Source organism: Ornithinimicrobium sp., assembly GCF_035267225.1.
GTDB lineage: Bacteria > Actinomycetota > Actinomycetes > Actinomycetales > Dermatophilaceae > Ornithinicoccus.
The window spans coordinates 1-20,270 of record NZ_DATFMA010000125.1; the positions used below are offsets into that span (position 1 = coordinate 1).

At 70.9% G+C, this 20,270-nt stretch carries 19 protein-coding genes, 2 tRNA genes and 1 pseudogene; 14 read left to right on the forward strand and 8 right to left on the reverse strand.

Translation table 11 applies throughout. From position 1 onward, the window contains the following. Positions 1 to 305, reverse strand: a 305-nt coding sequence (locus tag VJ976_RS12465) for an OsmC family peroxiredoxin (protein ID WP_324100552.1), incomplete at its 3' end; no start/stop codon positions are given. 755 nt (positions 306 to 1,060) lie between these two features. On the opposite strand from VJ976_RS12465, the gene VJ976_RS12470 reads away from it, so the two are divergent. After that, positions 1,061 to 1,609 (forward strand): PadR family transcriptional regulator, encoded by a 549-nt coding sequence (locus VJ976_RS12470; RefSeq protein WP_324100553.1) that lies wholly within the window; start codon positions 1,061 to 1,063, stop codon positions 1,607 to 1,609. 40 nt (positions 1,610 to 1,649) lie between these two features. Beyond that, the gene (locus VJ976_RS12475) at positions 1,650 to 3,332 is read left to right on the forward strand and encodes an ABC1 kinase family protein (RefSeq protein ID WP_324100554.1); all 1,683 of its coding nucleotides are present in this window, start codon (positions 1,650 to 1,652) and stop codon (positions 3,330 to 3,332) included. 58 nt (positions 3,333 to 3,390) lie between these two features. Here the strand turns inward: VJ976_RS12475 and VJ976_RS12480 are convergent, their stop codons facing one another. Continuing rightward, entirely contained in the window at positions 3,391 to 3,801 is a 411-nt protein-coding gene (locus VJ976_RS12480) for a RidA family protein (RefSeq protein ID WP_324100555.1), read from the reverse strand. A gap of 119 nt (positions 3,802 to 3,920) precedes the next feature. Continuing rightward, positions 3,921 to 3,993 (reverse strand) — tRNA-Arg (locus VJ976_RS12485). 65 nt (positions 3,994 to 4,058) lie between these two features. Here VJ976_RS12485 and VJ976_RS12490 point away from each other — a divergent pair. Genes VJ976_RS12490 through VJ976_RS12500 form a run of 3 tightly spaced genes read left to right on the forward strand, consistent with a single transcriptional unit; the run spans position 4,059 to position 9,123 of the window. Next, complete coding sequence (locus VJ976_RS12490; RefSeq protein ID WP_324100556.1) at positions 4,059 to 5,327, forward strand: MFS transporter; 1,269 nt, start codon at positions 4,059 to 4,061, stop codon at positions 5,325 to 5,327. Beyond that, on the forward strand, positions 5,324 to 8,911 hold the full coding sequence (locus VJ976_RS12495) for a DUF4011 domain-containing protein (RefSeq protein WP_324100557.1): 3,588 nt from the start codon (positions 5,324 to 5,326) through the stop codon (positions 8,909 to 8,911). Before VJ976_RS12490 ends, VJ976_RS12495 begins: the two co-directional genes overlap by 4 nt. Beyond that, entirely contained in the window at positions 8,908 to 9,123 is a 216-nt protein-coding gene (locus VJ976_RS12500) for a hypothetical protein (protein WP_324100558.1), read from the forward strand. The genes VJ976_RS12495 and VJ976_RS12500 overlap by 4 nt, the downstream gene beginning before the upstream one ends. A 22-nt stretch (positions 9,124 to 9,145) precedes the next feature. Here VJ976_RS12500 and mscL read toward each other — a convergent pair whose 3' ends face one another. Both mscL and VJ976_RS12510 read right to left on the reverse strand, forming a co-directional pair. Then, complete coding sequence (gene mscL, locus VJ976_RS12505; protein ID WP_324100559.1) at positions 9,146 to 9,550, reverse strand: large conductance mechanosensitive channel protein MscL; 405 nt, start codon at positions 9,548 to 9,550, stop codon at positions 9,146 to 9,148. Positions 9,551 to 9,610: 60 nt separating this feature from the next. Continuing rightward, on the reverse strand, positions 9,611 to 10,297 hold the full coding sequence (locus VJ976_RS12510) for an SAF domain-containing protein (protein WP_324100560.1): 687 nt from the start codon (positions 10,295 to 10,297) through the stop codon (positions 9,611 to 9,613). Between the two features lie 52 nt (positions 10,298 to 10,349). Between VJ976_RS12510 and VJ976_RS12515 the strand changes: the two genes are divergently transcribed. Then, on the forward strand, positions 10,350 to 10,736 hold the full coding sequence (locus tag VJ976_RS12515; RefSeq protein WP_324100570.1) for a hypothetical protein: 387 nt from the start codon (positions 10,350 to 10,352) through the stop codon (positions 10,734 to 10,736). Between the two features lie 14 nt (positions 10,737 to 10,750). Here the strand turns inward: VJ976_RS12515 and VJ976_RS12520 are convergent. Continuing rightward, positions 10,751 to 10,948, reverse strand: a pseudogene (locus tag VJ976_RS12520) (FmdB family zinc ribbon protein); the annotation flags it as partial. A gap of 12 nt (positions 10,949 to 10,960) precedes the next feature. Here VJ976_RS12520 and VJ976_RS12525 point away from each other — a divergent pair. Then, positions 10,961 to 13,618: a penicillin acylase family protein gene (locus VJ976_RS12525; RefSeq protein WP_324100561.1), complete on the forward strand. Its 2,658-nt coding sequence runs from the start codon at positions 10,961 to 10,963 to the stop codon at positions 13,616 to 13,618. Here the strand turns inward: VJ976_RS12525 and VJ976_RS12530 are convergent. After that, complete coding sequence (locus VJ976_RS12530; protein WP_324100562.1) at positions 13,572 to 14,213, reverse strand: 5-formyltetrahydrofolate cyclo-ligase; 642 nt, start codon at positions 14,211 to 14,213, stop codon at positions 13,572 to 13,574. The genes VJ976_RS12525 and VJ976_RS12530 overlap by 47 nt on opposite strands. A gap of 54 nt (positions 14,214 to 14,267) precedes the next feature. Between VJ976_RS12530 and galU the strand changes: the two genes are divergently transcribed. From galU to VJ976_RS12560, 6 genes are all read left to right on the forward strand, one after another. Continuing rightward, positions 14,268 to 15,188 (forward strand): UTP--glucose-1-phosphate uridylyltransferase GalU, encoded by a 921-nt coding sequence (gene galU / locus VJ976_RS12535; RefSeq protein ID WP_324100563.1) that lies wholly within the window; start codon positions 14,268 to 14,270, stop codon positions 15,186 to 15,188. Further along, entirely contained in the window at positions 15,185 to 16,483 is a 1,299-nt protein-coding gene (gene glp, locus VJ976_RS12540) for a gephyrin-like molybdotransferase Glp (RefSeq protein WP_324100564.1), read from the forward strand. The genes galU and glp overlap by 4 nt, the downstream gene beginning before the upstream one ends. After that, complete coding sequence (gene moaC, locus VJ976_RS12545) at positions 16,483 to 16,956, forward strand: cyclic pyranopterin monophosphate synthase MoaC (RefSeq protein ID WP_324100565.1); 474 nt, start codon at positions 16,483 to 16,485, stop codon at positions 16,954 to 16,956. The genes glp and moaC overlap by 1 nt, the downstream gene beginning before the upstream one ends. After that, positions 16,956 to 17,564, forward strand: a complete 609-nt coding sequence (locus VJ976_RS12550; RefSeq protein WP_324100566.1) for a GNAT family protein — start codon at positions 16,956 to 16,958, stop codon at positions 17,562 to 17,564. The genes moaC and VJ976_RS12550 overlap by 1 nt, the downstream gene beginning before the upstream one ends. 81 nt (positions 17,565 to 17,645) lie before the next feature. Further along, complete coding sequence (locus VJ976_RS12555) at positions 17,646 to 18,656, forward strand: hypothetical protein (protein WP_324100567.1); 1,011 nt, start codon at positions 17,646 to 17,648, stop codon at positions 18,654 to 18,656. Positions 18,657 to 18,720: 64 nt separating this feature from the next. Next, a tRNA-Ala gene (locus tag VJ976_RS12560) sits at positions 18,721 to 18,796 on the forward strand. A gap of 250 nt (positions 18,797 to 19,046) precedes the next feature. Here VJ976_RS12560 and VJ976_RS12565 read toward each other — a convergent pair. Continuing rightward, positions 19,047 to 19,661 carry a TetR/AcrR family transcriptional regulator gene (locus VJ976_RS12565; protein WP_324100568.1) on the reverse strand — a complete coding sequence of 205 codons (615 nt, stop codon included), beginning with the start codon at positions 19,659 to 19,661 and terminating at the stop codon, positions 19,047 to 19,049. 93 nt (positions 19,662 to 19,754) lie between these two features. Between VJ976_RS12565 and VJ976_RS12570 the strand changes: the two genes are divergently transcribed. Continuing rightward, positions 19,755 to 20,270 (forward strand): methyltransferase domain-containing protein (locus VJ976_RS12570; RefSeq protein ID WP_324100569.1); only part of this gene is annotated, 516 nt, incomplete at its 3' end.

Below are 20,270 nucleotides of genomic sequence, written 5' to 3' on the forward strand. Positions count from 1 at the left end.
GCGGTGAGTACCAGGACCATGCCGGTGATGCCCGTCCCCGGGACGAAGGTGGCGGTCGCCGTCACGTCGAGCGAGGTCGCCGGGGTCCCGTTGTCCGCCAGCTCCTTCGACAGGGCCATGCTGTAGCAGGTGGCGTGGGCAGCGGCGATCAGCTCCTCCGGGCTGGTCGTCCCGCCGTGCTCCTCCGCGCGGGCCTTCCAGTTGACCGCGAGCTCGGAGGTCGCGCCGGACTCCAGAGTGGTCGTGCCGTTGCCGGAGAAGAGGTCGCCCTCCCAGTGGGTCGATGCGGTCGAGTCGAGTGCCATGGGCCAGTCTCCTGTGCGTCGTGGGATGGTTCGTGGCCACAGTAGACACCTTCGCCCTTGCACGCCGCCTTGGGGCAGGGGCCGAGGGAAGATGCCGCAGCGGTCCGAGTCGCAGCGTCACATTCTCAGCTGGAGCCGAAGGCGACACCGGAGAACTCCACGAGCTCCTCAGAGACTGCGTGTGGATGGGTCGCGGCTCCGCGTGCCCGGCCCCGTCTGTGACCCATGCAGCAGCAGCACCGGCACGACGATGGCGGTGAGTACCTCCGGGTGCTCGGGCATCGGACCATGGTGGCCCCCCACCTGCGCAAAACTCTCGACACGTGGGGTGCATAGCTCCCCGCGGCCTCGACGTAGCCGGCCTCCTCCGCGGCCGCGATGTCGCCACCGGTGAACGGAAGCCGGCGACGGCGTGCGTCGCATCGGTCAGGTCGTCTATCCATCTCGCGCCCGCGGGAGAGGGAACCGACCAGGTCGGCCCGTTCCTGCTCGGCCCTGAGCATCCCGGCCACCGGTTCGTACGCGACCGTTGCCCTGACCGCCACGGAGCGCGACGACACGGCCAGCGCATGCCCGGCGCCGGCGGCCGCCCGACGAGCCCGGCTGGCTCTCCCAGACTTCGAGGTAGGCGCCCCTCGACCTTGCCGCGTGCCGACCGGAGACGCAAGGTGCGGGCCGGGGGCGCCGCATGGTCTAGCGCGCCTCCCCTTTACGATAGATAGCGATATGTCGCTCGCTGAGTGGAAGGACAGTCGATGAACGCCTACTCGACCATGAACCCGGAGGCTGGGCGCGCTCGACCCGGCTTCAAGCCCTTCATGGGTATGGCCCAGCAACTGCAGGGCATGATGGGGCAACCTCCCCAGCGCGCCCGCCGCGGGGACATCAGGACGGCCGTCCTGCGGCTCCTCGCGGAGGAGCCGATGCACGGCTACCAGATCATCAACGAGCTCGTCGAGCGCAGTGCCGGGGCGTGGAGCCCCTCCGCAGGGTCGGTGTACCCCATGTTGCAGCAGCTGGCGGACGAAGGTCTGGTGGCTGCCGAGCCGGCCGACGGCAAGAAGGTGTACCAGCTGACCGAAACCGGGGAAGGGGCAGCGCAGCGCCTGACCGAACGACGCGCTCCGTGGGAGGAAGCGGCGGAGGCGGCGGGCGGCGGCACCGGGTACCAGCAGGCTGCCGGTCGACTGTTCCAGGCGGTGTTCCAGGTGGGCACCACGGGGTCGCCGCGCCAAGTGTCGGCAGCCGTGGATATCCTCAACGACACCCGCAAGCGGCTCTACGGCCTTCTTGCTGAGGACTGAACCCCCCACCTAGCCGTCATTCACAGCGCCCGGAGGACACATGAGGGCCCGGGACCTGCGTGCGCGCTACCGGCGCATCACCTTCTTCTTCGGGCGGGTCATCGCCGCGTTCATCTGGTGGGAGATCGTGCTCAGGCGTGTCGGTCTGGGACGGCTGTCGGCTCGCACGCGCGCGGAGCGGGGGCGCCGCGCCGCTGTCCGCTTCCGCAGGCTGGCGGTGTCGATGGGTGGGCTGATGATCAAGGTCGGACAGTTCCTGTCTGCCCGCCTCGATGTCCTGCCCCCAGAGATGACGGCCGAGCTCGCCGGCCTGCAGGACGAGGTGCCGGCCGAGGACTGGGTGGCCATCAGGGAAGTGGCGACAGCAGACCTTGCCCAGCCGCCGGAGGAGTGCTTCGCCTGGGTGGAGGAGGAACCGCTCGCCGCGGCGTCCCTGGGTCAGGTGCACCGTGCCCGGCTCAAGGCAGAGGATGCGGTCGAGCAGGGGTTCTCGGATGTCGTGGTCAAGGTGCAGCGCCCGTATATCCAGCAGATCGTCGAGGTCGACCTCGCCGCGCTGCGCCGGGTCGGGGGATGGCTGCAGCGCTACCGCCCCATCCGGGAACGTGCGGACATGCCGGCCTTGGTCGAGGAGTTCGCGGAGACCACCCTGCAGGAGGTCGACTACCTGGCCGAGGCCACCAACGCCGAGACGTTCTCGCGCAACTTCGCGAGCGAACCGAGGGTGGGCGCGCCCTCTGTCCTCTGGGAGCTGACCAGCCGCCGAGTTCTGACGTTGGAGAACGTCTCCGCGATCAAGCTCGGAGACAGGAACGGCATTCTGGCCGCCGGCGTCGACCCCGCCGAGGTCGCCGAGACGCTGGCTGCGGCCTTCCTCCAGCAGGTTTTCACCGACGGCTTCTTCCACGCCGACCCCCACCCGGGCAACATCTTCGTCGCTCCTGGCCCCGGGGCCTCGGGGGAGGATCGTGCCTGGAGAGTGATGTTCGTCGACTTCGGCATGATGGGTCACGTCCCGGAGGCTCTCCGCGAAGGCCTGCGCGACCTGCTCATCGCATCCGGACTGCGCGACAGCGCGCGCTTCGTCGCCGGGCTCAAGCGGCTCGACCTGCTGCTGCCCTCGGCTGACCTGGCCCAGATCGAGACGGCCGCCGAGCAGGTGTTCAAGCGCTTCGCCGGGCTGCGCATGGATCAGCTGCAGCAGATTCCGCCCGAGGAGGTCGTCCGCTTCGGGCTGCAGTTCCGCGAGCTCCTGCGGGAGCTGCCGTTCCAGGTACCCGAAGACCTCCTCCTCCTCGGCCGGTCCACGGGCATCCTGTCGGGCAACTGCACAGGCCTGGACCCGGAGTTCGACGTCTGGGCCACCATCACCCCCTACGCCTCCCAGCTGTTGGAGGAGGAGCAGCAGAACACGCCGCAGATGGCGGTCAACGAGGCCCTGGCGTTGGGACGACTCGCGTTGGTCCTACCCCGGCGCGCCGATCGGGTGCTGACGCTGGCCGAGCGCGGCGAGCTCAGAGTGGCGACCCCGGCGCTGTCCGCGCAAGCGCGCAGGCTGGAACGGTCCGTTTCCCGGATGATGCTCGTGGTCGTCTTCGCCGCTCTCCTCGTGGCCGGTGCCGTGCTCATTGCATCGGCGCCCGTGGTGGGCAGCATCCTGATGACCCTGTCGCTTCTGCCGCTCGCCATGGCCCTCGTGGGTGGCCTGAGTGGTGGTCGGTGAGTCGTACGGCTCCACCTCAGGTGCCATGCCTCCCGTAGCGCGATGAGGCCGCGACTTGCTAGTCGAGGCCTGCACTGCGCGCGTCCCGGGACGCGCGCACCACCTGAGCCTCGATCTCCACGAGCTGGCCGTGGTGCCCAAGCTGGGGGGTGCCGAGCAGTGTGGCCGGTGGAGTTTCCCCTCCGAACCACCCTTTGACGGCCTGCCAGGTGTCCACCAGCGCCTGCCGCGGTCCGACGACGTGAATGCGGAGGTGCCTGACGTCCTCGAGAAGGAACAGGTGTGCTTCCACTACTACGGCGAGATTGTCGAGGCACTGGTTGGCTTGTGCGGCAGGGTCGTGGGCTGCGACGAGTTGGCCGTGGCCATCCAGCGGGACCTGGCCGGCCACGAAAAGCTGCTCGCCGACCCGTTCGGCGTAGCGGTACCCGGGGCTTACTGCCAGTTCGCTCAGGTCAGGTGTTTCCATCTTCTCCGCCCATCCCGCACAGTGTAGAAGGGTCTCTCGCTCACCAGCGGTGTCGAAGGCAGCTCAATGGCCTGCTGACGCCCCGCGCACAGGCACTTGTCGGAAGTGAGGTTCTGTCGCGCCCTCGGCGCGATTCGAACGCGCGACACCCGCTTTAGGAGAGCGGTGCTCTATCCCCTGAGCTACGAGGGCAGGGCTGCTCGCGGCAGCCGACCGAGCGACCAGTCTGCCACGCTCCGGCGTGGGATCATGGCGCGGTGACCACGGCGCAGAACCCCTCGGTGTCACAGGTCGCCAGCATCCAGACCCGCACCGTCGGGACCCTCATGGCTTCGCAGACCCTCGGAGGCGTCGGGGTGGCGATGGGCATCGCCGTGGGTGCCCTGGTCGCGGCCGACGTCGGCGGCAGCGACGCCTTGGCCGGTCTGGCCACCACCACCCAGGTGCTCGGGACGGCGCTGTTCACGATTCCCATTGCCGCGCTGATGGCGGCCGCCGGCCGCCGCGTCGGCCTGAGCGCGGCATACATGGTCGGCGCGGTGGGCGCGGTCGTGGCCATCGCGGCCAGCGTCATCGGCTCGTTCGCGTTGCTGCTGCTGGGCACGCTCTGCTTCGGTGCCGCGACCACCGCCAACAACCAGGCTCGGTATGCCGCGGTCGACCTGGCCGTCCCCCGTCGGCGCGGTCGTCAGCTGAGCCTCGTCGTGTGGGCCACCACGGTCGGGTCGGTGCTGGGACCGAACATTCTCGGGCCCGGGGCGGCCATCGCCGGCGTCCTGGGCATCCCGGCGCTGGCCGGAGCCTGGGTGATCAGCACAGCGGGCTTCGCCCTCGCCATCCTCGTCCTGCAGGTTGCGTTGCGGCCCGACCCGCTTCTGACCGCGCGAACCCTGGAGAGCGCGGAGGGCACCGCGCACGACAAGGCCGCCGGCGGTGTCCGCCGCGGGTTGGCCGTGATCCTACGCAACCCCACCGCCTTGCTCGGCACCATCGCCGTCGCCGGAGGGCACGTCGTCATGGTCAGCGTCATGGTGATGACCCCGCTGCACATGAGCCACGGCGACGCCGCGATCGAGGTGATCGGTTTCGTCATCTCGCTGCACATCCTCGGGATGTTCGGCCTGGCCCCGGTGTCCGGCTACCTCACCGACCGCGTCGGCGCGGTGACCGTCGTCCTCATCGGCGTCGGCCTGCTGCTTCTCGCGTGCGCCCTGGCGGGCATCTCTGCGGTCGGAGCCTCATGGAGCCTGACCCTGGGGCTCTTCGTCCTGGGGCTCGGATGGTCGTGCACCATGGTCGCCGGCTCCTCGCTCATCGCCGGATCGGTCGAGGTGCGCCAGCGTGCCGGTGTCCAGGGCGCCGCGGACGTGGTCATGGGCCTGTCGGCCGCGTCCGCCGGAGCCCTCGCGGGTGTGGTCGTAGACGTCTTCGGCTTCGGCTGGCTGTGCCTGTTCGCTGCCCTCGGCGCCCTCGCTCTCGGCGCTTACACCGCCACGTCTCGCACTGTGGTTAGCCTGTCTCAGTGACCGCCGACACCACCACCCGCGCCGAAGGCGTCGCCGCGGCCGCAGAGCGTTGGCGACACGAGCTTGCCGATCTCGGCGGCCGCAACACACTGCTGTGGTACCAGGACCATCCTCGCGGCACCTTCGACCTGACCGTGGCCCATCCCTCCGGCGTGGCCAAGCTCCTGGCCGGTCAGCGGACCCTGCTGACCGAGATCGTGCGCGAGAAGGTCGCCCTCGCCGAGGCGCGCTCTCGTGTCGAGAGCATCCACACCAAGACCGTCGACCTGCTGACCGACCACGGAGTGTCCACCTGCTTCGTCGCCGTCGGCATGGCCACCTGGCACCTGCCGCGGGTCAAGGTCGCGCCACGGGCCCCGGTCCTGCTGCGGGCGGCCACCCTCGAGCCGACCGACGCCGCTCACCGCGACTTCGTGCTCCATCTCGACCACCACGTCACCTTCAACCCCGTGCTCGAGAACTACCTGCGCGGTGAGGTCGGCATCGACTTCGACGCGGCGGAGCTGGCCCGGCTCTCGGCGCCCAACGGATTCGACCCCCGGCTGACCTACCGCGCTCTGGAGAAGCTGTGCGACGGGATGGACGGGTTCGGCATCAACCCTCAGACCGTGATCGCCACCTTCCCCTGGGCCAAGCTCGACCTCGTCGCGCACCTGTCGGCCGACGCGACCGGACTCGCCGGGCACCCGCTGCTCGCGGCGATGGCCGAGGACACGGGCCCTGCGCCCAGCGTGCCCGAACCCCCGCAGGGGCACGACCCCCGTCAGGAGCACTCCGTCCTCGACGCCGACGCCGCGCAACGCGTCGTCATCGATGCCGCCCGGCAGGGCACCAGCCTCGTGCTCGACACCCCGGCCGGCACCGGGGCGACCCAGACGATCGCCAACGTGGTCGCGGAGCGCATCGCGCAGGGTCGCGAGACTCTGGTGGTCAGCGAGGAGCGCGCTGCCCTCGAGGCGTTGCGGCGACGCCTGGAGGCGGTGGGTCTGGACCAGGTCACCCTCGATCTGGCCGAGAGCCCACCGCGTGCCTCGGCAACCATCTCCGCCCTCGCCCAGCAGCTGGAGGACGCACGCGAGTCGAGCGAGCCCACCCTCCCCGAGGACCCACTGCCGCGCTGGCTGGCGGCTCGGGAGGTGCTCCGGCGGCACGAGGACTGCCTGCACGGCGCGCATGAGCCGTGGGGCATCACGCTGGCGCAGACCCAGGCCGCCCTGGCGGCACTGGCGAAGCTCAGCCGCCCCCCCGTCTCACACGTGCGCCTCTCCGCGGAGGTGCTGCGTGAGCTGCCGGCAGAACGCGTCGCCGAGGTCGCGGCCGTGCTGACCCAGGCGGCACGCGAGGACGTCTGGCAACGAGGACGGGCGGAGGACCCCTGGTACGCGTCTACTCTTCGTTCCCCTCAGGAGGCGGACCGCGCCCAGGACCTCGTCGAGGGTCTGGCGGCCGGAGATCTGGCGGCGGCGCGCGAGGAGATCGGCGAGGTATGCCGGGGCGCCGGTCTGCCTGAGCCGTTGACCCTCAACCAGTGGCAGGAGCGGCTCGACCTGCTACGCCGTGTGCACGCCACCAACGAGTACTTCCGGATGGAGGTCTACGAAGCCCCACTGCCCGAGCTGATCGCCGCGGTCTCCGGCGGTGATCCCGGCGCGGACGGTGCTCGCCCCGGGATGCTCTCCCGCGGGCGCTCTCGGCGGGTCATCCGGACGCTGCTGCGCCCAGGCAAGCCACCGACGCACATGGCCGAGCTGTTGGGGGCGGCCCGGCAGGAGCGCGCCGAATGGGAGGATCTGGCCGGCAAGGGCGCGCGCCCGCACCTGCCGCACCGGTGGCAAGCCGCGGCGCGCACCTTCGACCGACTCGGGCCGAACATGCGGTGGCTGGCCGACGTGCTGCACCACACCTCCAGCGGTACGGACCTGCCGACCACCCATCTGGACCTGTTGCTCGAGCGCCTGCTGCGCCTGGACGCTCGGCGCGACCGGATCCACATCGCCTCCAGGGCCTACCCGATGCTGCAACCACTGCGAGAGGCCGGGCTCGGCGAGCTGGTCGATGACCTCGTGCATCGAGGCGTTCACGCGGACGACGTGGCCTCGGAGGTCGAGCTGGTCTACCAGGCCTCATTGCTCGACCACATCTGCGCCGAGAACGAGGGGCGGGCGCCGAGCACCGAGGAGGTGACCAGCGCTGCTCGCGAGCTGCGACGGGCCGACCGGGAGCACCTGCGCAGCAACGCTCTACGAGCGCGCCGCTCGCACGTGCGCCGGCTGAGTCGGGCGCTCGCCGCGAACCCGGGCCAGGCCCAGGCGGTGCAGGCGGCCGCAGCCGCCGGGTCGGCCGACCTGAAGTCCGTGTTCACGCGCTCGCCCGACGTGGTCCGCGCGCTCCGCCCCGTCATCCTCGCGAGCCCGTTGGTGATCCCGGCATCCCTGCCGGCCCACGAGAAGGCCGACCTGGTGGTCGTCGAGCACGCCCACCGTACCCGGACAGCATCCTGTGTCGCGGCCTTGACGCGGGCCAAGCAGGTGCTCATCGCCGGCGACCACACCCGCTTCGGGCCACAGCCCTTCAGCTACGCGATGGGTCGCCGCGACGAGGACGCCGCGCCGGCAGCGCAGGGCTCCCTGCTCACCGAAGTCTCGGCCGTGCTTCCCGTCTACACACTGGCCACGCACTACCGGTCGCTGGACCAACGGCTGGTCCGCCCTATGGACCCGGCACTGCCTGGCCCGCTGCACAGCTTCCCCGGCGTGTGGCCCGCGCCGCGCGCCGGCGTCCGCCGAGTCAGTGAAGCGGCCGACATCGCGCCCACGGGGGTGGCCACGGTGGTCGACCACCTCATGCGTCGCGCCTCTCGCAGCGTGATGGTGCTCACCGACAGCCCCGAGATGGCCGACTCGATCCGCGCGGGCGTCCGGCAGGCCGCGGGCGCGAACCCGACGCTGACCACGACTCTGGACGCCGACGGTGAGCTCATCTGCTGCTCGGTGTCTCGCTGGAGCGGAGAGGTCCGGGACCGGGTGGTCTGGGTGCGTGACCCGGGGTCGGCGGTGCAGGCCAGCGCCGTCGCGACGGTGCTGGCCGCCGCCCGTCGATCGCTCACCGTCCTGGCCGCCGATGACCAGGATCCCGACCCGAGCAGCGTCGGAGCCCAGATGCTCGCGGAGCTGTTGAGGCCTTCGCTGACCGCCGACGCCGCCGCGATGTCCGACGCGGGGGCGCAGCAGACCGCCGACCACGACGTGAACCCGATGCTGGAGGACCTACGACGGCGGCTGGAGACCGAGGGCTTCGTGCTGCACCGCCACGTGGGACAGGGCCGTCACGCTGTGCCTCTGGCCATCGAGGACCCGAACCGGCCCGGGCGTCTGCTGGTGGCGGTCGATCTCGACCTCGAACCGGCTGCCTCGGGTCCGGGTCGCGACACGACTCGGCTGCGCGCCGAGCAGCTGAGCCGTCTGGGGTGGGCACCGGTGCGTGTCCTGTCCAGCAACCTGTTCCGCGACCCGGCCCGTGAGGTCGCAGCGTTGGTCGCACTGGTGCGCGAGTCCGCGCAGCCGGGCATGCGCCCCGTCTCATGACGCGCACCGAGCCGACACCACGGCCTCGCGCCCGTCGCGCCCGGCGCGAGGCCACCGACGGCGTCCCCGAGGAGCACCGCGACGTCCTCAGCGCCGAGGCCGCTCCGGACCGCGACACCGATGGTGGCCCGGCGGAGCGCGTCGGGTCCGGCTCGGACGAGTGGTGGCAGCAGCAGCGGCCGCCGCACTGGAGTGAGGCACCTGAGCCCTGACCGGACCGGCGCAGGCTCCGGACTAGGCCTGCACGTCGCGCTGGCGCAGCAGGTCGCGGATCTCCGTCAGGAGAAGCACCTCCTCCGACGCCTCGTCGACGTCGGGCTCGTCCTCGGTGCGGCGCACAGCGGTCAGCTTGTTCATCGGAACGACCACGATGAAGTACACGACCGCGGCGGTGAGCATGAAGATGATGAGCGCGTTGATGATGGCGCCGATGTTGATCAGCGTGGCCATGTTTCCCTCGGCCCCCAGCTGGATGCCGAAGGCTCCGACATCGGCGCCTCCGACGCGGGCCAGCATCGGGCTGATCAGCGACGAGACGACGGTGTCGACGACCGCGGCGAAAGCGGTGCCGATGACGACGGCGACGGCAAGGTCAACGATGTTGCCGCGCATGATGAACTCTTTGAATCCCTGAAGCATGGCGTCCTTTCCCTGACGGGGTGTGCTGCCGCTCAAACTACCGAGTGAGGGCCGACTGCCTCACGGGTCGGCCCGGCTCACGCCCTCCGGCGGGGGGAGCAGCACGAGAGTCACGCCGCTCCCGGGGCCCACGAGCTCACCGCCGCGGCCGGCGACCGCGATCTGCCGCGCCTGGTCCCGACGCACCGCCACGAGGACGCCCGGGCCCGTGCTTGTGTCCTGCTCGACCGCGCCGTCGAGCACCACGGCGTCGCCGGCGAGGACGGTGCCGTCTACGGTGGAGACCACCTCGACGTGGGTGCCAGGTGTGGCCGCGGTGGCCAGCGCCTGACTGGCCAGCCCGACGTAGGCCACGACGGAATCCTCGGGCTGCCCACGGGCCAGGGCGGACACGCTGACGTCGCTGTCGGTGATCACGGCTCCGGAGCGCACCGGCCCTGTCAGGACCCGGCCGCGCCAGCGGCGAGGGTCGCGGCCGGCCCCGTCCGGCACGAGCGCTTGCGGCATCGACTGCACAGCGAGGTCACGCTGACCCAGCGCGTGACCGGCTGGCGCGTCCGTCGCGGCGACGACCACATCGCGGCGCGGGCCCTCGGGATCGGCGGTGAGTGCCGTGATCGAGAACCACACCGCCCCGGCGGCCGCGCCGGCCGCCACAAGGCGACGCCACCAGCCGGTGCGCCATACCCGTCGGAGCCCGGCGGTGGGTCGGCCGTGCTGTCGAGCGGAGCGGCGGGGCGAGGACACCGCAGCACCGTAGGTCCATCCCGCGCCTTCTCGGTGCGCTCGTCAGCAGCGTGTGGATGCCCTTCAGCCGCGGCGGACCGTGTGGACGGCGACGACGTCGGCGGGCCGGACCGTCGAGTTTCCGACCCGCCTCGGCGGCTCGGCCAGGTTCTACCGACCAGCGCCCGTCGACGCCGCGGGCTTCGTCGCGGAGGACCCACCCGACGACGACCCGCTCGACCCGCTCGACCCGCCAGAGGACCCCGAGGAGCCCGACGAGCCCGACGAGCCGACCCCGGAAGCGGCTGCACCCGAGGACGTCGAGGCGGAGTCCTTCGACGTGGAACCAGCGCCCGAGGAGTCTCCGGTCGAAGAGTCTGCGGTCGAGCTGGACGACTCCTTCGAGGAGTCCGACGCGCCTCCGGACGACCCCGCGGCCGACCGGGAGTCGTTGCGGTAGAAGCCCGACCCCTTGAACACCACGCCGACGGCGCTGTAGATCTTGCGCAGGTTTCCCGCGCACACCGGGCAGGTCGTCAGCGAGTCGTCGGAGAAGGCCTGCTGAATGTCGAACCGGTGCTCGCACGCCCGGCAGGCGTAGGAATAGGTAGGCACAAACCACGAGTGTAGGTGGGACGCGCGGGTGGTTCGGACGTCAGGCCGGGCTGGCATACCCTCAAGGGCGTGCCTCGACTGCTACGCCGTGTGCTCATCCCTGCGGTGGCGATTCTCGTCGTGGTAGCCGTGGCGGCGGCCGTCCTGGGGGTCGGGCTCTCACGGCGTTCCTTCCCGCAGACCGAGGGCCAGCTGACGTTGTCCTCCCTCGACGCCGAGGTCGAGGTGCTGCGCGACGAGCGCGGTGTGCCACACATCTATGCCGACACCTCGGCCGACCTCTTCCGTGCACAGGGCTTCGTGGCGGCCCAGGACCGCTTCTTCCAGATGGACCTGCGCCGCCACATCACCGCAGGACGACTCTCCGAGCTCGTCGGGTCCGCAGGCGTGGAGACCGACACCGTCATCCGCACCATGGGCTGGCGCAAGGTCGCAGAGGAAGAGCTGTCCATGCTCGACACTCAGACGCGGCAGTACCTGCAGGCCTATGCCGCCGGCGTCAACGACTACCTGGCCGACAAGGACCCCTCACAGATCTCCCTGGAGTACGTCGTGCTCGCCCAGAGCGCCGGCGACTACCAGGTCGAGCCCTGGGACGAGCTGGACTCGCTGACCTGGCTCAAGGCCATGGCGTGGGACATGCGCGGCAACTACGAGGACGAGCTCGCCCGGGCGCGGCTGGCCGGTGAGGTGCCGCTCGCTCAGCTCGAGACGCTGTACCCCGGCTATCCCTACGACATCCACGCCCCGATCCTGTCGCGCGACGAGTGGCGGCCGTCGGCGGCCCGGTCACCGGGGGACGACGACAGCGCACCGGTCGAACCGGATGACTCCGCCCCGGCGGTGCCCGAGGCCCCGGCGAACGAGGCCTCCGAGCAACGCGAGAGCCACCGAAAGTCACCGGCCATGGGCGGCGAGCAGGCCGAGCTGGCCTACGACTCGACGGTGCAGGCGCTGGAGGCGGTCCCCCCGCTCATCGCCACCGACGAGGGCGTGGGCTCCAACTCATGGGTGGTCTCCGGCGATCACACCGAGTCCGGCATGCCGCTGCTGGCCAACGACCCACACCTGGGGGTCACCCAGCCGGGGGTGTGGCTCCAGACCGGCCTGCACTGCCGGGAGGTGAGCCGCGAGTGTCCCTTCGACGTCACCGGGTACACGTTCGCCGGGTTCCCTGGCGTCATCATCGGGCACAACCAGGACATCGCCTGGGGCCTGACCAACATGGACCCGGACGTGACCGACTTCTACCTCGAGGACCTCGACGGCGGGGAGTACCGGCGGGACTCGGAGATGGAGGAGGTAGGCGAGCGCCGGGAGACGATCACGGTGGCCGGCGGGGACGACGTCGAGATCCTGGTCAGATCCACGCACCACGGACCGATCCTGTCCGACGCGCTCAGCGAGGTGGCACAGGCCGGCATCGACCCCCCGCTGGACGGGTCGGGCTCGTCGGGGCGGTATGCGGTGTCGATGGCCTGGACCGGCCTGGAGCCGGCGCGCACCGCCGACGCGGTGTTCCGGCTGAACCGGGCGCGCGACTGGGAGGACTTCCGGGCGGGTGCGCGGTTGCTCGCCGCTCCCGCGCAGAACCTCGTCTACGCCGACACCGAGGGCAATATCGGCTACCAGGCGCCGGGAATGATCCCGCTGCGGGAGTCCTCGACGGACAGCGCGCCGCCGGGCTACTGGCCCGCACCGGGCTGGGACTCGACCTACGACTGGAAGGGCTTCGTGGACTTCGAGCGCCTTCCCTTCGTGCTCAACCCCGACGACGGGGTCATCGTCGCCGCCAACCAGGCCGTCACCGAGGCTGGGCGACCGTTCATCACCACGGAGTGGCGCCAGGGCTTCCGGTCGCAGCGGATCGCCGACCTGTTGGCCACCGCGATAGCCGAGGGCCCGGTGACACCGGACACGATGACCACCATCCAGTTCGACTCCTACAACGCCTTCGCCGATGTCCTGGTGCCGTATCTGCTCGACGTCAGCGACAGTTCGGACCCGTTCTTCGCCGAGCCGGCCGGGCTGCTGCGGGAGTGGAACCGCGGGGCACCCCAAGGCGACGGTGCCCAGGGCAGCGGGGCGATGTACTACTACGCCATCTGGTCCCACCTGCTCGACCTCACGATCGACGACGAGCTGCCGCTGGACCTCCAGGTCTCCGGCAACTCCCGCGCGATGCTCATCGTGCAGAACCTGCTGCAGGACCCGGACAACGCGTGGTGGGACGACAAGCGCACCGCGGGGATCGTGGAGTCGCGTGACACCATTCTCCGGCAGGCCATGGAGGAGGCCCGGCTCGAGCTCACCTCGGAGATCGGCAAGGACCCGCAGGACTGGCAGTGGGGTCGCCTCCACGAGCTGACGGCACGTCACCAGGTGCTCGGGGACGAACCCGTGCCCGCCGTGGTGCAGGCGGTGTTCAACCTGGGTCCCTACCCCATGCCGGGGGGCTCGGCCCTGGTCAACGCGAACACCTGGGACGCCGCAGAGGACGAGTTCGCGGTCACGGCGGCCCCCTCGATGAGGATGGTCGTCGACCTGGCCGATCTCGACGGCTCCCGGTGGGTCAACCAGGGCGGCAACTCCGGCCACGTCTACCACCGCCACTACGACGACCAGATGCAAGCCTGGATCGACGGGGACTCCTACCCGTGGCCCTTCTCCCGTGAGGCGGTCAGGGAGTCGACGCAGGCTCAGCTGAGGCTGACCCCGGGCGGGTGACCGCGCGGGCACCATCCGGGCTCAGCACGGCGTCCACCCGGATGTCGTGCGGGGCGCGGGGGACGTCGCCGCCGGACTCCCCGCCGTAGACCACCCCGATCACCTCAGCGTCGGGTCTGACCTCCCGCAGGGCAGGAACCCACCGGTCGTAGTAGCCACCTCCCTGGCCCAGCCGGGTCCCGTCCGCCCCGACGGCCAGCGCCGGCAGCAGAGCCGCATCAACCACCGGGAGAATCTCGGCGCCGAAGGAGGGACCGTCGTGCTCGTGGGGGCGCAGCGGGTCAGCACGCACCTCGGGGTCGGCGTCGCGCCACCGCAGCCGGCCCTCGCCCAGGGTGATCGGCACCAGCACGCGCACCCCCGCCTCGTGCAGTTGAGCGACGAGTATCTCGACCGGCGGCTCGGTCGGCATCGCATCGTAGGCCGTGACGCACCGGGGCAGGCCGTGCTCGCTCCGGCCGCGGCGTAGCCACCGCATGCCATGGGCGGCAAGCGCATCGGCTTCGGCCGCCCGGGCCACAGGGCCCTGGGCCTCCAGCCGTTCCCGCCTGGCCCGTCGCACTGCCCGGCGCCAGGCCCCTTTGTCCTCGGTCATGCGGTCAGTGTCTCGCAGGGAGACGGGCCGCGCGCATGACTAGGCTATGGCTCCATGACAGAGCCGTCCGCGCCCGGAGTGCGCAAGGCAGTGATCCCCGTCGCCGGGTTGGGCACCCGTTTTCTGCCGGCCACGAAGGCCGTGCCGAAGGAGATGCTGCCGGTCGTGGACACCCCGGCCATCGAGTACATCGTCGCCGAGGCGGTGCGGGCCGGTGCCGACGACGTGGTCATGGTGACCGGTCGCAGCAAGGAGGCCATCGCCGACCACTTCGACCGGCACATCGAGCTGGAGTCGGCTCTGGAGGCCAAGGGGGACACTCACCGGGCGGAGAAGGTCGCTCGCAGCAGCCGCTACGAGGTGCACTTCGTGCGCCAGGGCAAGCCGCACGGTCTCGGGCATGCCGTCCTGTGTGCCCGCTCGCACGTTGGCGATGAACCGTTCGCCGTGTTGCTGGGCGACGACATGATCGACGAGCGCGACCACCTGCTGGAGCAGATGATGGCGGTCCAGGCGGAGCGAGGCGGCTCGGTGGTGGCACTGATGGAGGTGCCACCGGACCAGGTCGACCGCTACGGCTGCGCGGAGGTCGGCAGCGACACCGCGTCCGGCGCGGACGTGGTCACGGTGACCGGGATGGTGGAGAAGCCCGACCCCGCGGAGGCGCCGTCCAACCTGGCCGTGATCGGACGCTACGTGCTGCACCCGCGGATCTTCGAGGAGCTCGACAGCACCCCACCGGGACGCGGTGGGGAGATCCAGCTGACCGACGCGTTGCTGGCCCTGGCCACGGGCAGCGGGCCGGGATCGGGCGTGACCGGAGTGGTCTTCCGCGGTCGTCGCTACGACACCGGCGACCGGCTGGACTACCTCAAGGCCGTGGTCCAGCTGGGCAGCGAGCACCCCGAGCTCGGTGCCGACTTCAGCGCCTGGCTGCGCGAGTTCGTCTCGAGCGCGGACGGGCCCGCCTCGTGATCAGCGTCGAGGACCACCTCGCCGACATCCTCGGCCAGGTGCGGCGCAACCCCACCATCACCGTGCCGTTGGACCGTGCCGCCGGCCTGGTGACGACGCAGGACGTCATCAGCGGTGTGGACCTTCCGCGCTTCGACAACTCGGCGATGGACGGGTACGCCGCCAAGGCCGACGAGGTCAGCGAGGCCAGCGCGGAGAACCCGGTGCCGGTGAAGGTCAACGGCGACATCGCAGCCGGCGACACCGAGCGGTACGCCCACGTGCCGGGCCGGGTCTGGCGGATCATGACCGGCGCCCCGATGCCCGAGGGTGCCGACGCCGTCGTGCCGGTCGAGGACACCGACGACCGACCGCGGGAGACCCTGGTCTACCGCGCACCCGATGCGGGTGCCTACATCCGTCGGGCCGGCGGCGACCTGCGTGCCGGCGACGTGATCGTGCCCGCCCGGACCACGATCGGCCCGGCGCAGATCGCGGTCATCGCCTCCGCCGGAATCGGGTACGTCGAGGTGACCTCACCGGTCCGCGTCGTCGTGCTGTCCACCGGGGACGAGCTGCGCTCGGTGGATGAGCCGGTGATGTCGGGGCAGATCGTGGACTCCAACGGGCCGATGCTCGCCGCGGCGGTGCGGGCGGCCGGCTACTACGCGGTGCACGTGGGCCATCTGCCCGACGACGAGGGCAGGATCGGCAAGGAGCTGAAGCAGCACCTGAGCCATGCAGACGCCATCATCACCACCGGGGGAGTGAGCAAAGGCGCCTACGACCCGGTCAAGGCCGTGCTCTCCGGCCGCGGTTCGATGGAGTTCCCCGAGGTGGCCATGCAGCCCGGCAAACCCCAGGGGTTCGGGGTGCTCGGACGGCGCCGTGTCCCGGTGTTCACCCTGCCAGGCAACCCGGTCTCGGCGCTGGTCAGCTTCGAGATCTTCGTGCGCCCGGCCTTGGCGGCGCGGGCCGGACGGTCCTACGAGCCGATCACCCTCGAAGCGGTGGTCGTCGGAGGGTGGAAGAGCCCGGAGGGCAAGGCGCAGTACGCCAGGGTCACGGTCGACCTGGACACCACCGGGGCGTACGCCGTGCGCCCAGCCGGCGGCTCCGGCTCTCACCTCGTCGGTGGGCTGGCCCAGGCCGACGCGCTGGCCGTCGTGGAGCCCGACGTCACCGACGTGGCCGTCGGCAGCACGGTGCCGATCATCCTGCTGCGTGAGCGTGGGGTGATGCACGCTCGTCTGGAGGCTGCCCGGCGCAGACAGAACGACGAGAGTGCTAGCCGTTCCTCCGGCCGTGGCCAGTGATGGATCTCACCCATCTGCGCCACGACGGCTCGGCTCACATGATCGACGTCAGCGACAAGGCGGTGACCGCCCGATCGGCCACTGCTCGAGGCCGGGTGCTGATGGCCACCCATGCGGTGCAGGCCCTGCGCGAAGGGACGGTCCCGAAAGGCGACGCCCTCGGAGTCGCCCGGGTGGCCGGCCTCCAGGCGGCCAAGCGCACCCCCGACCTGGTGCCGCTCGCCCACCCGGTGGCCGTGCACGCCGCCGAGGTGGATCTGGAGGTGACCGGCGACGGGGTCGAGATCACTGCGACGGTGCGCACCGCCGACCGCACCGGGGTCGAGATGGAGGCGTTGACCTGCGTGAGTGTGGCTGCGCTGGCCTTGGTCGACATGGTCAAGGCGGTCGACCGGGAGAGCATCATCAGCGACGTGCGCATCACCGCCAAGTCCGGTGGCCGCTCCGGCGACTGGGTGCGCGGCGAGAGCTGATGTGGACCTGGCCGCGCGAGCTCCGCGCCCGGCAGCCGGACGGCCCCCTGATCACGCTGCGGCCGCTGCAGCGCGGCGACCGCGTGCCGTGGCGTGAGCTACGGGCGCGCAACACCCGCTGGCTCCAGCCGTGGGAGTCGACTCCCCCGGCCGGGGCGCCGGTGATGCCGAGCTTTCGGCAGCTGCGTCGCAGCTACGACCGTGGCGCGGAGCAGGGGCGGCTGGTGCCGTTCGTCATCGACGTCGAGGGGGTCCTGGTCGGGCAGATGCACCTGTTCGACCTGCAGTGGGGGCCACGCTGCTCGGGATCGGCCGGCTACTGGCTGGACGAGCGGGCCACCGGGCAGGGGATCGCCACCTGGGCGCTGGCCATGGCCATGGACTTCGGGCTGACCGACGTGGGGTTGCACCGGATCGAGGTCAACATCCGCCCTGAGAACAGCAAGAGCCTGGCCGTGGCGAGGCGGCTGCAGCTGCCCGAGGAGGGTCTGCGACGCTCGTTGATGCACGTGGACGGTGCCTGGCGCGACCACCGCTGCTTCGCTCTGATCGCCGACGACGAGGAGGCGGGTCACCTGGTCAGCCAGCTGCGCCGGAGCGGCCGCTGACCGCAGAGGTCACACGCGTCACTTCGGCGACACACCGCAGGGCTGCCGGGAGGGCCGACCTTTCCTGCCTACGGTATGGCTGTGCTCCCCAGCAGCCTCATCTTCGCGGTGATCCTCGCCGTATGGGCTGCCTACCTGATGCAACACTGGGTACGTCGCCGCGACCACATCGCCACCGCCCGTTCGGTCGACCGCTTCTCCGAGGCCATGCGCGTGCTGGAGCGTCGTCAGCACGGCCCCCGGCTGGACCTGTCCGAGCCGGTGGCCCCTTCGTACGCGATCTCACCGGTTCGCCCCGCCTCACCAGACGTCGTGGTCAAGCGGGCCGTTCCCGGGCCCGCTCGACAGGTGGTCGAGCAACCCGGTGTGGGTGGTGCCGCCGCCAGCATGACCCCCGAGGCCGCCGCGCCGCCGGCGCGCGCCGGCGGTTCGGTCCGGGCCCGGGGTCTGGTGCTGCTGGCCGCGGCCGGGGTCATGGTCACCGGCACGGCGCTGGGCATGGTGGGAGTTCTGCCCTGGTGGACGGCGGCGATCGGGATCGGTGTCTTCGTCATCGCTCTGCTGGCGGTGCGGCATACCGTCCGGCGGGCCGGCCAGCCGGTGCACGACTCGCGGCCCCTGACCGCCCGGCCACGCAGCCAGCGAACGTCCGACAGGCCGTCCCGGCCACATCGCTCCGCGGCGGCTGCCGTCGGCGGCGCCGCCGCGGCCCTGGCCGCCTCCGCAGTGCGTGAGGACGAGCGCGACTCGACCGAGATATCCGACCTCGATGCCGCCGGGCGGAAAGCTGCTCTCGTCGATGCCGTGCCGGTCGTCCAGGCCCGCACCAGCGAGGTGTACGACATCGACAGCGTGGTCCAGGTCGTCGCCGAGGCGCCGCACGGGCCGGTCAACCCCACCCAGCCCTCGAGCTCCACCGAGGCGGCGGCCCCGGGAACGTGGCAGCCGGTGCCGGTCCCGCCCCCCACTTACACGCTCAAGGCCAAGGCGGTCTCGTTCGCACTCCCGGACGAGCTGCCGGCGGACGGCGCCGCGCTGTCGCTGGAGGAGGAGTTCGAGGACCTTCCCGTGGCCATCCGCGGTCTGGCCTGAGCTTCGCGCCGAATCGGACGTGCCCCGCCGACGGTGGTAACCTTCCCCGTCGAGTCAGGCACTCGGGGCTGTGGCGCAGTTGGTAGCGCGTCTCGTTCGCAATGAGAAGGTCAGGGGTTCGAATCCCCTCAGCTCCACCAACCGCCCTGGTCAGGGCCGTGCCCGTCATCCTGTGGAAGGAGGACGGCTTGCCACGTCCGCGCCTATCGCGATCTTTGGCTCCCATGCTGTCGATTCACGGGGGCCTTCGGAGTCTTTCGACCAGGCGCGGCAGGGCTGGCGTACCTGCTGTTCATGGACACCACGACGACTCCCAGCACCGGTCCGGGCCGCCCGCAGGTGCCACTGATCGAGCAGTGCTTGTCCCTGACTGAGGTGTCAGCGCGCCTGTCAACCGTCCTCGACGACTGCGGAATCGCGTGCGCCTACGGCGCGGCGGAACAGTCGCTGCACATCGGTGATGACCCGCCCCTGGTCGTGGCCGGTGTGAAAGCACGGACCGACGTAGGCGTGCAGCAGGAACTCCACGGCCGTCGCCGTGTCGATACCGCGCAGATCGAACTCGTCGGCCGCCACGCCGCCCGTGAGGAGGTCTGAGAGCACCTCGCGAGTCTCCATCAGCGGTTCGTCGCTCTCGGTCGGCACGGTGTGGAAGACCGCGTGGTAGAGCGACTGGTTCTCCAGCTCGAAGCGCATCCAATGCGCGACGACCGCGTCGAGTCGCTCCGCCCACGGCACGGCAGCATCGTGGGCGACGACGCGGGGTTGCTCCATCATCTGCGCCCACACAAGCGCCTGGAGCCCAGCGATCAGCTGGCCGCGCGAGGCGAAGTGCAGGTAGATCGCGCCCTTGGCGACACCGGCTTCGGCCGCGACCCCGGCGATCGTCGTGCTCTCCAGGCCATCACGGATGGCCAACGCTGCTGCGGCCTCGAGGATCTGCTGGCGTCGCACCCCAGCGGGAAGGTAGCGCCGCGCCGTGTCCGCTGCGGCCGTGTGTCTCACCGAAGCGATGCTACCGACTTGACTCGTGACTGACCAACGGTCACACTCTGACCATCAGTCACTGACCTTTGGTCATTCAGATGGAGCGCGAACATGACCTCACTCACCCGCCTCACCGACCGCGCCCGGCTCGCGTGGCACATCGTGGGCTCGCTCAAGGACTTCTGGTCCTCCGAGCTCAACCGTGCCGTTGTCGAGCTGGTTGACCCACAGCCGGACGAGGTCGTCCTCGATCTCGGCGCAGGCCTGGGGCCCGCAAGCGTCGAGGCTGCACCACTGGTCGGACCGCGGGGTCGCGTCATCGCCGCGGATCCGTCTCGGGTCATGCGGGGAGTGCTCCGGCTTCGCTGTCGTGCACACGGCGATCCCGGCGCGATCGAGGTACGTGACGGAACGGCAGAGTCGCTGCCCGCCGCGATGCACTCGGTGGACGCACTGTGGGCAGTCAACGCAACCCACCACTTCTCGGACCTCGACCGCTTCACCGCCGAACTGGCCCGTGCCCTGCGCCCCGGCGGCCGCGTGGTCCTGGTGGAGGAGGACATGAGCCACCCGGACCACCCGTTCGCCATGATCGCGGGGCACGGTCACCACGGCCCGCCCACCATC